Below are 14134 nucleotides of genomic sequence, written 5' to 3' on the forward strand. Positions count from 1 at the left end.
CTCCCGGGGGTTTGTCAGGTATTGACAAGCCCCCGGGAGTTTAGTAGTTTAAGCCCTTCGACTCTATTCCCCCCCTGCATGAAAGTTCTTGTCTTCCCGTTTTTGCTGGCTATTGCCATCATTGTCGGTCCGCCCCAGCCGGCGGTTTCCAAAACCAGCACCACCCCTGTTGTGGCCGCTTCCGGATCCGTGGTCACGGAGGCTGCCCACGTAGCTTCGCCCCGGGCCAGCCAGCAGGACGGTTCCCGCAAGAATTCCGCCACCAAGCCGGAAGAGGTTCTGACGGCCCGGCGGTAAACTTTTGAGTGATTAAAGGCGGCTCCCCGGTCCCGCATTCTCTACGCCTGCTGCTTCGCCCTGCTTGTAGCCTGCGGGATTATGAACGTAAAAGCGGCCGTGCTCCAGAGCACGGCCGCTTTTACGTTCATAATCCCGCAGGCTATGCCGCAACCGACAGATAACGTGCGGACTTTGGGTTGCCACGCGCCAGAACTACGCAGCAGGGCTGGCGCGACCGACTAGCGCGCCATGCTGGTGTCGGCCGCCATTGCAGAGTCGGCGTCGGCCGTTATGGTCGGGCCGGCGTCGTTGTCAATTACAACGGCATCGGCCTTTACGCCGCCGTCGGCGGCGGCGGCATCCATGTCGCTAATGGCCTCGCCGGCAGTGCCGTCGGTGCGTTGTTCGGTGTTGCAGCTGGCCAGCGAGAGGCTGCCGCTGAGAAGCAGGAGAAAGAAAAAGCGGGTTTTCATGCGGAAAGGGTTTCAGTAGAAAAAGGAAAGGACTCAGGGGTTGATTTTTTCGTGCAAGGCCTCTGAAGCCCGGTTAAGGTCTTGTAAGACCGCCAGCTGGCGGGCGGCGGCCTGCCGGATGTCGGCGTCGTAGGCTTCCTGCGCCATGTCTTCGTTCTGGTCGCTGTCTTGGTCAATTAGCCTGGCCAGCAGCTCATCGTACTTGCGGTCGAAGGGGGTGCCGTTGAGCGCCGTCAGCTCGCCGACCTGTTCGGCCTGGCTTTCGCCCAGGCCGGTGGGCAACGTCAGGTTTTTCTGCTGAGCCAGGGTTTTAAGATTCGAAAGCAGGCCGTTGGTTTGGTTGATAACGTTCTGGGCGGCGTAGCGCACATCGGCCGAAGCTGCTTTGCGCTGGGCAATCTGGCTGATTTCGAGCAGCTGCATCTGGCGGCTGGCCGTTTCCACCACAAATTCTGCATCCTTGATCTGGCGCTGGGTTACATCTTCCTCGCCGATGCGCTTTTCGTTCTGGAATTTGGCCTGAAAAATGGGGTCCTTGTTGCTTTCACCCCCCGAGCAGGCTGCCAGCCAGGGCAACAGCAACAAAGCGCAGGCACGATAGGAAATCAACATAGGGCCAGTAGATTGAAGGTGGGGAAACGTCTGCGGGGCTATACGCGCCCGGCGGACCGGGGTTCCGCTTCCGGTTTTCAAAAAAAAGTTCCGGCCGCGGTTAAACTCTTACGAGGCCGGTACTTCTAACCCCCGAAAATCGATTTTCCAGCGCCTGTTTTCAACTGTCTTCACGCCCCTTTTCCTCTTCTTATGAAACGCTCCGCCCTGCGTACCCTGAGCCTGGCCACCTTGGCCGGCTCCGCTCTCCTGTTCGCCGCCTGCGACAAAACCAACGAGCAGCCCCAGACCCCGGATACGGCCGTGTCGGCCGAAGATCAGAGCCTGGCCGAGGATGAATCGGCTACCGTGGCCGACCTGGTAGACGCCGCCGCGCCCGCCGACGCCGCCCTTACCGGCAGTCCCGCCGCCGAACCCGCCGATCTGCTGCGCGTGGCCGGTCGGTGCGCTACCCGCACCTACGATGCGCCCACCCGCACGCTCACCATCGATTTTGGTTCCACCAACTGCGTGGGGCCCAATGGCGTGGCGCGGCGCGGCAAAGTGGTAGCCGTTTTCGGCGGACCCTACCGCCAGGCGGGCAGCACCGTTACCGTAACGCTGGTCAATTACTTCCGCAACGACAATCAGCACACCGGCACCCGCGTCATCACCAGCCTGGGCCAGGGTTCCTGGAGCCTCGACGTGCAGAACGCCAGCGTGACCACCTCGGCCGGCACCCACGCCTGGACGGCGCAGCGCACCTATACCCGTACGGCCGGCTTCGGCACCCGCACCATCACCGATGATGCGTACAGCGTAACGGGCCAGACCACCGGCACTAACCGCAAGGGCGTCGGCTACACGGCCACCATTCAGCAGCCCCTCATCAAGCAGTTTCAGCAGGGCTGCGCCCGCACTTTTGTGGCGGGCACGGTGAAAGTGCTGACCTCGAAGGAGAAGGAGCTTCTGCTCAACTACGACCCCACCGGCACCCAGGCCTGCGACAATCTGGCCTCCATCACGGTGAACGGCGTAACGCGCACCATTCGCGTCGGCCGCGGCTTGTAAGCATACAGTCACAAAACGGTCCTTCCGACGAAGGAGGCATCCGGGTTGAACAGAGCCGTTCAACCCGGATGCCTCCTTCGTCGGAAGGACTGTTTTTACTTGCCCTTGAACTCGGGCTTGCGCTTGTCCAGGAAGGCCTGCACGCCTTCGCGGTAGTCGTCCGATTCGCCGGCAATCTGCTGGCAGTAGGCTTCATAGTCCAGCATCTCATCGAGGGTGGCGGCGCCGGCCTTATTGAGCATCTGCTTGATGAGGCCGATGGATTTGGTGGGCGCGGCGGCATAACGGGCAGCCAGGCCGTAGGCGGCCTCGTCGAGCTGATCGGGGGCTACTACCTGGTTCACCAGGCCCAGGCGCAGCGCCTCCTCGGCCGTTACCTTGGAGCCCAGGGTGCAGAGCTCAAAGGCCTTGAGCGTGCCCACCAGCCGGGGCAGAAACCACGAGGACCCCGAGTCCGGCACCAGCCCGATGTTGATGAACACCTCAATCAGGGAGGCATCGGTGGAGGCCACGATGGCGTCGCAGGCTAGGGCCAGGGAGCAGCCAGCCCCGGCCGCCACCCCGTTGAGGCGGGCAATCAGGGGCTTGGGCAGGGCCCGCATGGCCCGGATGATGGGGTTGTAGCGCTTGTGGAGCGAATCGTAAAAGGAGCGGGGCTGACCCTCGGCGGCTTCGGCCTCCCTGGCCGCCTTCAAATCCTGGCCCGAGCAGAAGGCCCGGCCGGCCCCCGTCAGCACCACGGCCCGCACACTGGCATCCCGGGCGACCTGCTTGAGCGCGTCCTGCAGTTCGTAGCTCTGGGCGTCGTTGAAGGCGTTGAATACGTCCGGGCGGTTGAGGGTGATGGTGGCGACGCCGTCGGGGCGTACCTCGTAGAGCAGGCAGGAATACATGAGGCGGAGCAGTGAATGAGTGACTAGGTGAATGGGTGAGGGAAGAAACGAGTTACTCGGTGGATGAGTGACCCGGTGAGTAAAGATACCGTCTGTCATGCTGAGTGCCACGCAACTCTTCAAGCCACTGCCCGGCGGGCATAAACCATCGTCGCGCGGAACCGACTTTTGCGGTATCGGCAGGCCGTTGCCATGCTCAGTCAGCCCCCGCAACAACTCATTCATTCGCCACTTCACTCATTCACCAACTTATCCATCCGCAGAAAGGCTTCCGCCACCACCAAGTCCTCGGGGGTCGTGATTTTGAGGTTGCGGTAGTCGCCTTCCACCAGAAAAATCGGGTGCAGATCTTCCACTACGCTGGCGTCATCGGTGAACGTGGCCAGCTCCGGCAGCTGGTAGGCCCGGCGCAGCAGCTCCAGATCAAAGCACTGGGGCGTCTGCACGAGGCGCAGGCGGGAGCGGTTGAGGGCGTAGCTGCCCTGCTGGCTCAGGTTGCGCACCGAATCCTTGGGCACCACGGCCGCCACGGCCGCCCCGTGGTTGCGGGCAGCCTCGTAGGTGGCTTCAATTACGGATGGCGGGGTGAGGGGGCGCACACCATCGTGGACGGCCACCACACCCGGGGCCGCGCCGGCCAGCTGCTGCAGCCCCGCCCGTACGGAGGCCCAGCGCGTGGCCCCGCCCGTAACGATGGTGTGCGGAATCGTGATGCCGTACTGCGCGCACAGCGCCTGCCAGGTGCTCCGCTGCTCGGCCGGCAGCACCAGCACCAGCTCCCGGAGGCCCAGCGCGGGTGCCGCAAACCGCCGCAGCGTGTGCAGCAGCACCGGCTCGCCGGCCAGCTCCAGAAACTGCTTGGGTCGGTCGGCGCCCATGCGCGTGCCGCTGCCCCCGGCCACGATGATAGCATAACGGGGGTAGTGAGGGACTGAGGAACCGGGGGACTGGGAGGCCGGGGCGGGTAAGCGGGATTCGTTCATAAAAGCAGGGTGGAGGCGCAAGTAAGGCAACGACCACAAAAAAACGCCGGATGCTACCCTAAAAGCAGCATCCGGCGTAACCTGTTTCACTCCATAGAACTACAACCTAAGCTCTAAGCTCTAAGCTCTAAGCTCTAAGCTCTAAGCTCTAGATAATCAGCATGGCGTCGCCGTAGCTGAAGAACTTATATTTCTCCTTGATGGCGAGCTGATAGGCCTCAATCAGGAGCTCGTGGCCGGCGAAGGCCGAAGCCATCATCATCAGCGTGCTCTCCGGAGTGTGGAAGTTGGTGAGCAGGGCGTTGGCTATTTTAAAATCGTAGGGCGGGAAGATGAACCGGTCGGTCCAGCCTTCGTTGGCCTTCAGGCGCACATGGGCCGAAACCGACGACTCCATGGCGCGCATGGACGTGGTACCGATGGCGCACACGCGCTTCTTGGCATCGAGGGCCTTGTTGACGATGGTAGCCGTTTCGGCGGGCACCATGAAGTTCTCGGAGTCCATCTTGTGCTTGGTCAGGTCCTCCACGTCCACGGTGCGGAAGGTGCCCAGGCCCACGTGCAGCGTTACGGACGCCACGTCGATGCCTTTGATTTCGAGGCGCTTCATCACTTCCTTGGTGAAGTGCAGACCCGCCGATGGTGCGGCCACGGCCCCGATGTTCTTGGCGTAAATCGTCTGGTAACGCTCCTTGTCGGCCGCTTCGGTATCGCGCGGGATGAAGTCCTTGGGGATGGGCGTTTCGCCCAGGCTGTAGAGGGCCTTGTAGAAGTCCTCGTCGGGGCCGTCGTAGAGGAACTTGATGGTGCGGCCGCGGGAAGTGGTGTTATCAATCACCTCGGCTACCATGTCCGACTCGCCGAAGTAGAGCTTGTTACCCACCCGGATTTTACGGGCCGGGTCTACCAGCACGTCCCAGAGGTGGATTTCCTTGTTCAGCTCGCGGAGCAGGAACACTTCGATCTGGGCGCCGGTCTTCTCCTTGTTGCCGAACAGGCGGGCCGGAAATACCTTCGTATCGTTGACCACGAACACGTCGCCTTCGTCGAAATACTCCAGAATATCCTTGAACGTGCGGTGCTCTATCTTGCCGCTGGCCCGGTGCAGCACCATCAGCCGCGACTCGTCGCGGTTCTTGGCGGGATGCTGTGCCAGCAGATTTTCAGGCAATTCGAATTTGAACTCAGAAAGCTTCATGGGCCAGACAGGGCAATAGGTGGGGAACCTAGGGAAAAAATTGAACCGCGAAATTACGCAGCTTTGGGGGATTAATCGTTATTTTTCGCCCCGAATCTGCTTATTGCCCCTCCTACGCTTTCCGCTCAACCCCGGTTCCTATGAAAGCCCTGCGCCTGACCCTGGAGAGCTTCCGCTTCGCGTGGCAAGCACTCAAGTCCAACCTGCTGCGGACCATTCTCTCGCTCTTGGGCGTTACGGTGGGCATCTTCGCCATCATTGCCGTCTTCACGGTGGTCGATTCGCTGGAGAAAAATATCCGCGACAGCATGAGTTTTGTGGGCGATAAGGTGATTTACGTAGACAAATGGCCCTGGGTATTTGAGTCGAACTTTCCGTGGTGGAAGTTTTTCAACCGCCCCGTGCCCACCGTGCGCGAGTACCGGCAGCTGCAGCGGCAGTTGGGACCCAACAGCCAGGGCATCGCCATCTTTGCCAACAGCCAGGGCAATACCCTCAAAGCCGGCTCCAACAGCGTGAGCGACGCCATGCTCCAGGGCGTGAGCTACGACTTCCGCAAAATCTCCGATGTGCCGGTAACGGAGGGGCGCTACTTCACTACCCAGGAAATCGACGGGGCCCGCGGCGTGGCCATCGTGGGGGCCGATATTGCCAAAAACCTGTTCCCCAACGGCTCGGCCATCGGCCAGCAGTTCAAGGCCCGGGGCATGCGCTTTGTGGTGATTGGCGTGATGGAGAAGGCCGGCAAAAGTGTGCTCGGCATCAGCGGCAACGACAATAACTGCATTATTCCGTTTGGGGCCTTCAGCAAGATTTTTGCCATCAGCCAGGGTACCGGCGGCGGGGTGGGGGCCACCATCGGCATCAAGGGTAGTGCCGACGACCCCGGCCTGCTCGACCTGGAGTACGAAATCAAGGGCCTGATGCGCAACATCCGCGGCCTCAAGCCCCGCGAAGACGACAACTTTGCCCTCAACCGCCCCGAAATGCTGGCCAACGCCATTTCCGGCCTGTTTTCGGTGCTGGGCGTGGCGGGCGGCGTTATCGGCTCGTTTGCCATGCTGGTGGGTGGCTTCGGCATTGCCAACATCATGTTCGTGTCGGTGAAGGAGCGCACCAACATCATCGGCATCCAGAAGTCGTTGGGGGCCAAAAACTACTTCATCCTGTTCCAGTTTCTGTTCGAGGCCGTGTTCCTGTGCCTGCTGGGCGGGGCCGCCGGCATTGTGCTGGTGTACCTGATTACGCTGCTGCCCCAGGATGCGCTGCCTTTGTTCCTGTCGGCCGGCAACATCTCCCTGGGCCTCACCGTGTCGGTGGTGATTGGGGTGCTGGCGGGCATTATTCCGGCCGTGCTGGCCTCCAACCTCGACCCCGTTATTGCCATCCGGGCGAAATAGGGGAGGAGGGGAATGTGGATAATGCGGAGAATGTGCGAAATGTGGAGAATGTCATTGTTCATGCTTTCTCACATTCTTCACATTTCGCACATTCTCCACATTCTCTTCCCTGGCGCATTCTTGTGTTAACAAATTGTTAACTTGCGAGTCGCTACCTGGGGTCGCCTCTCTTCCGTGGGGCGGCTTTCTTTTTGCTATTTTCTTACCATGTACCCCGGTGCGGATTGTTCCCACCCTGGCGCGTCTGCCGTAGGCCGCCGGGCCGGTCCGCGCCCGTTTTTCTCACGCAGCTCCTATGTCGAAGCTCAAAAAAAACAGTAAAACCAAAGCCTCGGATGAGGCCTTGAACGCTGGCAGTGGCCAGACCATCATGCAGCCCAACGTCAATGATAACAAGGTGAAAACCATCAGCGACATTCGGGAGCAGACCCACGGCGAGCGGACCGTGCAGCTCGACGACGAGCAGCGCATCCGCCAGGCCTTCGTGGACAAGGACTGGAACGAAATCAAGATTGCCGACTCCTGGCAGATTTTCAAGGTGATGGCCGAGTTCGTGGAGGGCTTCGAGAAGATGTCCAAAATCGGCCCCTGCGTGTCCATCTTCGGCTCGGCCCGCACCAAGCCCGACAACCCGTACTACAAAATGGCCGAGGAAATTGCGGCCAAGCTGGTGCGCCACGGCTACGGCGTTATCACGGGCGGCGGCCCCGGCATTATGGAGGCCGGCAACAAGGGCGCCCATTCCGAAGGCGGCAAGTCGGTAGGTCTCAACATTGAGCTGCCCTTCGAGCAGTTCAACAACATCTACATCGACCCCGACAAAATCATCAACTTCGACTACTTCTTCGTGCGGAAGGTGATGTTCGTCAAGTACGCCCAGGGCTTCATTGGGATGCCCGGCGGCTTTGGGACGCTCGATGAATTGTTCGAAGCCATTACCCTGATTCAGACCAAGAAAATCGGCCGCTTCCCCATCGTGCTGGTGGGTACCAAGTACTGGCAGGGCATGTTCGACTGGATTCAGCAGGTAATGCTGGAAGACGAGCACAATATCTCGCCCGAGGACATGGACCTGGTGCAGCTGGTAGATGACGCCGAGTCGGCCGTAAAAATCATCGACGACTTCTACAGCAAGTACCTGTTGTCGCCGAACTTCTAAGCCCGGATTTTCGCGGATTATTTTCGGATTCGTCGGGTTTCGTAGCTGGCTCCGGAGGCCGCACGGAATCTGAGCGAGCCGGTTGATCCGTCTCCTGAATCAGACTTTGAGATACGGAAAGAGGCTGCTTCTGCGGAGGCAGCCTTTTTTCGTGTTCTTTTGTTTCCTGCTTACTTCCTTCACTAATCTGCCGCCGTGCGTTCTGCCCCTGTTACCATTCCGGAGTACGATTACCTGATTGTGGGCGGCGGGGCGGCGGGGCTGAGCCTGGCCTACCACCTCAGCCAGGAGCCCCGGCTGGCTGGTAAGCGGGTGCTGCTGCTGGAGCCCGAGGCCAAAGACCAGAACGACCGCACCTGGTCGTTCTGGGCCGATGCGCCCTCGCTCTTCGACGGCATTGTGGCCCACGAGTGGCGCCGGCTGGCCTTCCGCAGCCCGGAGTTCGAGCGCGTATTTGAGCTGCGCCGCCATCGCTACAAGATGATTCGGGGACTCGATTTCTACCGCTTCGTGCGGGCCGCGCTGGCCGCCCGGCCGGGGCAGTTCACGTTGGTGCAGGCCACCGTGGAAATGCTCGAAAACACGTCCCAGGGTGTGCAGGCCATTAGTTCAGCCGGCACTTACGCGGCCCGTTACGCCTTCGACAGCCGCCCGCCGCACCTGAAGCCGCAGCCGCAGAAGTACCGCTACCTGCTGCAACACTTCGTGGGTTGGGAAGTGGAAACGAAGGAAGATGTTTTCGACCCGGAAACGCAGGAGTTCATGGATTTTCGGGGCGAGCAGCACCAGGAAGCGCGCTTTCTCTACGTGCTGCCCTTCAGTAAGCGGCGGGCGCTGGTGGAGTACACGCTGTTCTCAGCCCAGGTGTTGCCGCAGTCCGAGTACGAGCAGGCCATGCGCACGTATCTGAAGCAGCTCGGTGTTACGGACTTTCGCATTGAGGCTGTGGAAATCGGGTCCATTCCAATGACTGACCACCCGCTGCCGGCATCCAACGGTCCTAACATCATCAACCTGGGTACCCGGGCCGGGCGGGCCAAGCCCAGTACCGGCTACGCCTTCCAGCGCATCCAGGCCCACTCGGCGCGGCTGGTAGCGGCCCTGGCGGCCACCGGTGCACCTCCCCCCGACAGTACGGGCGACCAGTGGCAGTTCCGGCTCTTCGATACTCTGCTGCTCGACATTATGCAGCGCCGGGGAGAACTCACGCGCGACATTTTTACCCAGCTTTTCCGGCGCAACCCGGTGGAGCGCATCTTCGACTTCCTCGATGAGCGCACCAGCTGGAAGGAAAACCTGCAAATCATGAATTCCGTCACGCCCTGGCCCTTCCTGCGCTCCATCGGGCACGTGCTGCGCCGCCGGCCGGGGCAGCGGTGAAGGGGTGAAAAGAACTGTCATCCTGAGCGGAGCGAAGGATCTTATCACGTGAGGGCGACCGTACCAACGATTCGTGCTGACGTAAGAGGATCCTTCGCTCCGCTCAGGATGACAGTTCTTTTCATCTCCTCACCTGCCCCTCAAACTCTCCTCGCTTTCCAGGAAAGCGCGTTCGGTGGCGACCAGAGCGGCGGATAACGGCTGGAGTTGGGGCTCGGGGCGGGAGAGGTTGAGCAGGTAGCCGGGCAGCTCCGCGAGGTTATCGAGGTCGTGGGTGATGCAGAGCACGGTTTTGTGGTCTTCCCGCACCCAGCGTTGCAGCAGGCTGAACACCCGGCGGCGGTAGTACACATCGAGCTGCTGGGTGGGCTCGTCGAGCAGGTAGAGGGCCGCGTCCTGGAGGCTGAGCTGAGCCAGCCACACCAGCTGCTGCTCGCCTCCGGAGAGCAAGGTAAAATCCCGGTGGGCGAGGTGGGCGGCCCCTACCTGGGCCAGCGCCGCATCGGCCAGGGCGTAATCGGGGGGGGAATAGGCGCCCAGGAAGCGGTGGTGGCGGAAGCGGCCCATGACCACCAGCTCCCGAACCGGCAGGGAAAACTCCACGCTGGCCCGCTGGGGCAGGTGGGCCAGCAACCCGCTGGCCGCCGGCCGGTGCAAGGTGCGCAGGTCCTGGCCCCGCACGGTGGCCGTGCCCTCGTAGGGCAGCTGGCCGGTGAGGGCCCGGAGCAGGGTGGTTTTGCCGCAGCCGTTATGCCCAATCACGGCCACAAAGGCCGCCTCGGGCACCGTAAAACACAAATTGCGGAGCAGGACTCGTCGTCCGTACCCCGCAATCAGGTTGTGTATTGATAGAACTGAGAAATTAGACATGAGAACTGAGATGACGTGTGAAAAGCCGGCTACCGGAACATAGTCTCAGCTCTCAGATCTGCTGTCTCAGTTCTGACTTCTAGTACTCGTCCTCGTTGAACATGAAGTCCTCCTTGGTCGGGTAGTCGGGCCATACTTCCTCGATGTTTTCGTAGGGCTGACCGTCGTCTTCCAGAGCCTGTAGGTTTTCTACCACTTCCATGGGGGCACCCGAGCGGATAGAGTAATCAATAAGTTCATCCTTGGTGGCAGGCCAGGGGGCATCTTCCAGGTATGAAGCAAGTTCCAGAGTCCAGTACATAGTCGTGAGGGGTACTAAAAAAAGTGGTCAAAAGTTGAAGCGTCGTCAGCAAAAATCCGGCCGATGATGAGGGCATGACACCATTACCGTTCCGGGGTTGCATCCTGCTGACGCCAACGTAAAATACGCTGCAAGGTTGAACGAACCTACTGCGGTTGCTGGTACATGGCAATCAGGTCGTTCTTGGTACGTATTTTCCGGTCGAAGGCCCGGATTTTGCCCTGTAGCATGCTCCGGAAGGCATCATTGGCGGCCGACTCGCTGAGCTTGTCCAGGTTGTCGGTCAGCACGTCGCGCTCCTGCTGGTCGTATTTGATGAACTCCCGCAGGGCCTGAATCCGCAGCGTCGTCTGGTCGGTCGGGTCGCCGGGCTCGGCCGTGGGCTGCCGTTTGCGCATGTAGTGCTCCAGGGCGCTCATCTCGAAGACCTTGTCGCAGGCCAGAATGAACTGTTCCCACACCCGGTCCGATTCCTCGCCGCGCACGGGGCCTACCTTCTTCCAGGCCGCCTGCAGCTCCTTGGCCCGCGTCACGGCCTCCGACATGGGCCGCTTGAGCAGGGCCTGGGCCTCGGCCACCAGGGCCCGCTTGCGGCTTAGGTTGTCTTCGCCGCTGCCGAAGCCGGGCGTGGTCTGCTCTTGGCGCTTCTTGGTTTCGATGTGCACCTTCAGGCGCTCAAAAAAGTGGTTGTGCGCCGCCCGAAAACGGGTCCACAGGTCGTTGGCCTGCTTGCGGGGCAGCGTGCCGTCGATTTCCTTCCAGGCCTGCTGCAGCTGCTTGAGCTTGCGGGTCGTGTCCTCGAACTCGTTAGAGTTCTGCAGGGCCTCCGATTTGTGAATCAGGTCCTTGTACTGGTCGTAGACACGGTTGGTCATGGCCTTTTTCTCGGCCACAAATTCCTTTTTGCGGGCGAAAAACTCGTCGGTAGCGGCCTGGAAGCGGGCTTCCAGGTCATCCACGAGGTGCTTTTCCACGGGGCCGGTCTTGATCCAGCCCTGGCGCAGGTCCTTGAGCTTCTCGGTGCCTTCCTGCCAGTCGTAGGTGTCGCGCAGGGCCTCGGCTTCCTGAATCAGGCCGAGCTTGGTGGCCAAATTTTTCTCGCGGTTGCGGCCGATGGTCAGGTTAATGGATTGCTCGGCCTCAGTCAGGCGCTGGTGCAGGCTGGCAAAGTCGCCTAAGGCGTCGTAGCTGCCCACCAGCCCGCGCAGGTGCAGGGCCTTCATCAGGAAGGAGCCCTTATTTTCCGACTCCTCAATTTTCTGGAGCAGGTCTTCCACCTTGGCGCGGAAGAGGGAAAAGCGCTGGGCGAAGTAAATCAGGGAGGCGTCAGCGGAGTCTTTGACCTGGCCCACCTGACGGGCGGGCAGATCGAGCAGCGGGCGAAGCCACACCTGGTCGCCCTCGATGTAGCCATAACGGCGGGCTTCGGCCAGCAAGTGGTCTTGTGAGTCCATAATCAGATAGTGGGAGCGAATAGGTGGAAAGGAGGGGTTCAGACCGGAAAGATGTACAAGTTTACGGGTTGTGCGCTAATTATGGCGCTTGCCCGGGGCGTGCAATGTTGGCAGCCGGTGCCTACCTTTGGTCAGCGGCCTCCCGCCACCAACGTGCCGGGGGGAGCCCGCGCCGCTGTCAGCAGCTACGAACGGGCCGCCCCGGCGGTTCGGCGGCGGGGGCGCCCGGCCCCATGGTTACGCAAAATAAAAATCGGGACGCAACTCGCAAGGCCGGTCCGGGGGCCGGCCCTCCACTCTTACCTTCTACCTAAGCCGTTTTTTCAGTCTCCCTTCCCATGAGCGACCAACCTACCATTATTTTCTCGATGGCCGGGGTAACGAAAGTGTACCCGCCCCAGAAACAGGTTCTTAAAAACATTTACCTCTCGTTTTTCTACGGGGCCAAAATCGGGGTGCTCGGCCTCAACGGCTCGGGTAAGTCGAGCCTGCTCAAAATCATTGCCGGCCTCGACAAGCAGATTCAGGGCGACGTGGTGTGGTCGCCGGGCTACTCGGTGGGCTACCTGGAGCAGGAGCCCCAGCTGGATGCGGCCAAAACCGTGCGCCAGGTGATTGAGGAAGGCGTGGCCGAAACGGTAGCGTTGCTCAAGGAATTCGAGGAAATCAACGAAGCCTTCGGCGGCGAAGACCCCGATTTCGACAAGCTGCTCGAGCGCCAGGGCACGGTGCAGGAGCGCCTCGACCAGCTCGACGCCTGGAACCTCGACAACAAGCTGGAGCGCGCCATGGATGCCCTGCGCACGCCCCCCGAGGATGCCATCATCGGCAACCTCTCGGGCGGGGAGAAGCGCCGGGTGGCCCTGTGCCGCCTGCTGCTCCAGGAGCCCGACGTGCTGCTGCTCGACGAACCCACCAACCACCTCGACGCCGAATCGGTGCTCTGGCTGGAGCAACACCTGCAGCAGTACAAAGGCACCGTCATTGCCGTTACCCACGACCGCTACTTCCTCGACAACGTGGCCGGCTGGATTCTGGAGCTCGACCGGGGCGAGGGTATTCCGTGGAAAGGCAACTACAGCTCCTGGCTCGAGCAGAAGTCCAACCGCCTCTCGCAGGAGGAAAAAACCGAGAGTAAGCGCCAGAAAACCCTGCAGCGCGAGCTGGAATGGGTGCGCATGGCCCCCAAGGCCCGCCAAGCCAAGAGCAAGGCCCGCCTCGCCGGCTACGACAAGATGGTGAACGAGGACTCCCGCGAAAAGGAGCAGAAGCTCGAGCTCTTCATTCCCGACGGCCCGCGCCTGGGCGCTCAGGTAATTGAGGCCGAGGGCCTGACCAAGTCGTTCGGTGATAAGCTGCTGTTCGAGAACCTGAGCTTCTCGCTGCCCCAGGGCGGCATCGTGGGCATCATCGGGCCGAACGGGGCCGGCAAAACCACCCTCTTCCGCCTCATCACCGACCAGGTGCAGCCCGATGCGGGCACGTTCGTGGTGGGCCCCACCGTGCAGACGGCCTACGTGGACCAGCAGCACGACACGCTGGAGCCCAACAAATCGGTGTTCGAAACCATTTCGGGCGGCACCGAAACCATGCTGCTGGCCGGCCGCCAGGTAAACTCGCGGGCCTTCGTGAGCAACTTCAACTTCCGCGGCGGCGACCAGGAAAAGAAAGTCGGCAGCCTCTCGGGCGGGGAGCGGAACCGGGTGCACCTGGCCACCACGCTCAAGCAGGGCGCCAACCTGCTGCTGCTCGATGAGCCCACCAACGACCTGGACGTGAATGCCATCCGGGCCCTGGAAGACGCGCTGGAGAACTTTGCCGGCTGCGCCGTGATTATCAGCCATGACCGGTGGTTCCTCGACCGGCTGGCCACCCACATCCTGGCCTTCGAGGGCGACTCGCAGGTGGTCTGGTTCGAAGGCAACTTCTCCGACTACGAGGAAGCCAAGCGCAAGCGCCTCGGCGACGTGGAGCCCAAGCGCGTGCGTTACCGCAGCCTGGGCTAGCGGCTGATTCCTGGTAAAAGAACGTCATCCTGACGAAGGAAGGATCCTTTTCCCGAAAAACGAGTCGTTTGTACGA

At 61.2% G+C, this 14134-nt stretch carries 14 protein-coding genes; 6 read left to right on the top strand and 8 right to left on the bottom strand.

Annotation, left to right across the window (positions count from 1 at the left end; all coding sequences use genetic code 11):
* Positions 1-78: 78 nt before the first annotated feature.
* The gene (locus KLP40_RS07580) at positions 79-297 is read left to right on the top strand and encodes a hypothetical protein (protein WP_215593169.1); all 219 of its coding nucleotides are present in this window, start codon (positions 79-81) and stop codon (positions 295-297) included.
* Between the two features lie 221 nt (positions 298-518).
* Here KLP40_RS07580 and KLP40_RS07585 read toward each other — a convergent pair whose 3' ends face one another.
* The gene (locus KLP40_RS07585; RefSeq protein ID WP_215593170.1) at positions 519-752 is read right to left on the bottom strand and encodes a hypothetical protein; all 234 of its coding nucleotides are present in this window, start codon (positions 750-752) and stop codon (positions 519-521) included.
* Between the two features lie 33 nt (positions 753-785).
* A complete protein-coding gene (locus KLP40_RS07590) occupies positions 786-1364 on the bottom strand; it encodes a DUF4142 domain-containing protein (RefSeq protein ID WP_215593171.1) in 579 nt (192 codons plus the stop codon).
* Positions 1365-1556: 192 nt separating this feature from the next.
* Here KLP40_RS07590 and KLP40_RS07595 point away from each other — a divergent pair, with 192 nt between their 5' ends.
* On the top strand, positions 1557-2414 hold the full coding sequence (locus KLP40_RS07595) for a hypothetical protein (RefSeq protein WP_215593172.1): 858 nt from the start codon (positions 1557-1559) through the stop codon (positions 2412-2414).
* Positions 2415-2509: 95 nt separating this feature from the next.
* On the opposite strand, the gene KLP40_RS07600 is transcribed toward KLP40_RS07595, so the two are convergent.
* The 3 genes from KLP40_RS07600 to queA all read right to left on the bottom strand — a co-directional run bounded on the left by KLP40_RS07600 (position 2510) and on the right by queA (position 5488).
* A complete protein-coding gene (locus KLP40_RS07600; RefSeq protein WP_215593173.1) occupies positions 2510-3307 on the bottom strand; it encodes an enoyl-CoA hydratase-related protein in 798 nt (265 codons plus the stop codon).
* A gap of 233 nt (positions 3308-3540) precedes the next feature.
* Positions 3541-4290, bottom strand: a complete 750-nt coding sequence (locus KLP40_RS07605) for a 2-C-methyl-D-erythritol 4-phosphate cytidylyltransferase (protein WP_215593174.1) — start codon at positions 4288-4290, stop codon at positions 3541-3543.
* Between the two features lie 148 nt (positions 4291-4438).
* On the bottom strand, positions 4439-5488 hold the full coding sequence (queA, locus tag KLP40_RS07610) for a tRNA preQ1(34) S-adenosylmethionine ribosyltransferase-isomerase QueA (RefSeq protein ID WP_215593175.1): 1050 nt from the start codon (positions 5486-5488) through the stop codon (positions 4439-4441).
* Between the two features lie 140 nt (positions 5489-5628).
* Here queA and KLP40_RS07615 point away from each other — a divergent pair, with 140 nt between their 5' ends.
* The 3 genes from KLP40_RS07615 to KLP40_RS07625 all read left to right on the top strand — a co-directional run bounded on the left by KLP40_RS07615 (position 5629) and on the right by KLP40_RS07625 (position 9427).
* Positions 5629-6888: an ABC transporter permease gene (locus KLP40_RS07615; RefSeq protein ID WP_215593176.1), complete on the top strand. Its 1260-nt coding sequence runs from the start codon at positions 5629-5631 to the stop codon at positions 6886-6888.
* Between the two features lie 295 nt (positions 6889-7183).
* Entirely contained in the window at positions 7184-8047 is an 864-nt protein-coding gene (locus KLP40_RS07620; protein ID WP_215593177.1) for an LOG family protein, read from the top strand.
* Positions 8048-8242: 195 nt separating this feature from the next.
* Positions 8243-9427: an FAD-dependent oxidoreductase gene (locus KLP40_RS07625; protein ID WP_215593178.1), complete on the top strand. Its 1185-nt coding sequence runs from the start codon at positions 8243-8245 to the stop codon at positions 9425-9427.
* 129 nt (positions 9428-9556) lie between these two features.
* Here the strand turns inward: KLP40_RS07625 and KLP40_RS07630 are convergent, their stop codons facing one another.
* The 3 genes from KLP40_RS07630 to KLP40_RS07640 form a co-directional block, all read right to left on the bottom strand.
* The gene (locus tag KLP40_RS07630; protein ID WP_246558703.1) at positions 9557-10297 is read right to left on the bottom strand and encodes an ABC transporter ATP-binding protein; all 741 of its coding nucleotides are present in this window, start codon (positions 10295-10297) and stop codon (positions 9557-9559) included.
* Between the two features lie 79 nt (positions 10298-10376).
* On the bottom strand, positions 10377-10598 hold the full coding sequence (locus KLP40_RS07635; protein WP_019948259.1) for a DUF2795 domain-containing protein: 222 nt from the start codon (positions 10596-10598) through the stop codon (positions 10377-10379).
* Positions 10599-10744: 146 nt separating this feature from the next.
* A complete protein-coding gene (locus tag KLP40_RS07640) occupies positions 10745-12052 on the bottom strand; it encodes a DUF349 domain-containing protein (protein WP_215593179.1) in 1308 nt (435 codons plus the stop codon).
* Between the two features lie 338 nt (positions 12053-12390).
* Between KLP40_RS07640 and ettA the strand changes: the two genes are divergently transcribed.
* The gene (ettA, locus tag KLP40_RS07645; RefSeq protein ID WP_215593180.1) at positions 12391-14058 is read left to right on the top strand and encodes an energy-dependent translational throttle protein EttA; all 1668 of its coding nucleotides are present in this window, start codon (positions 12391-12393) and stop codon (positions 14056-14058) included.
* Positions 14059-14134: the final 76 nt, after the last annotated feature.

The sequence above is a fragment of the Hymenobacter piscis genome (assembly GCF_018760735.1).
Classification (GTDB): domain Bacteria; phylum Bacteroidota; class Bacteroidia; order Cytophagales; family Hymenobacteraceae; genus Hymenobacter; species Hymenobacter piscis.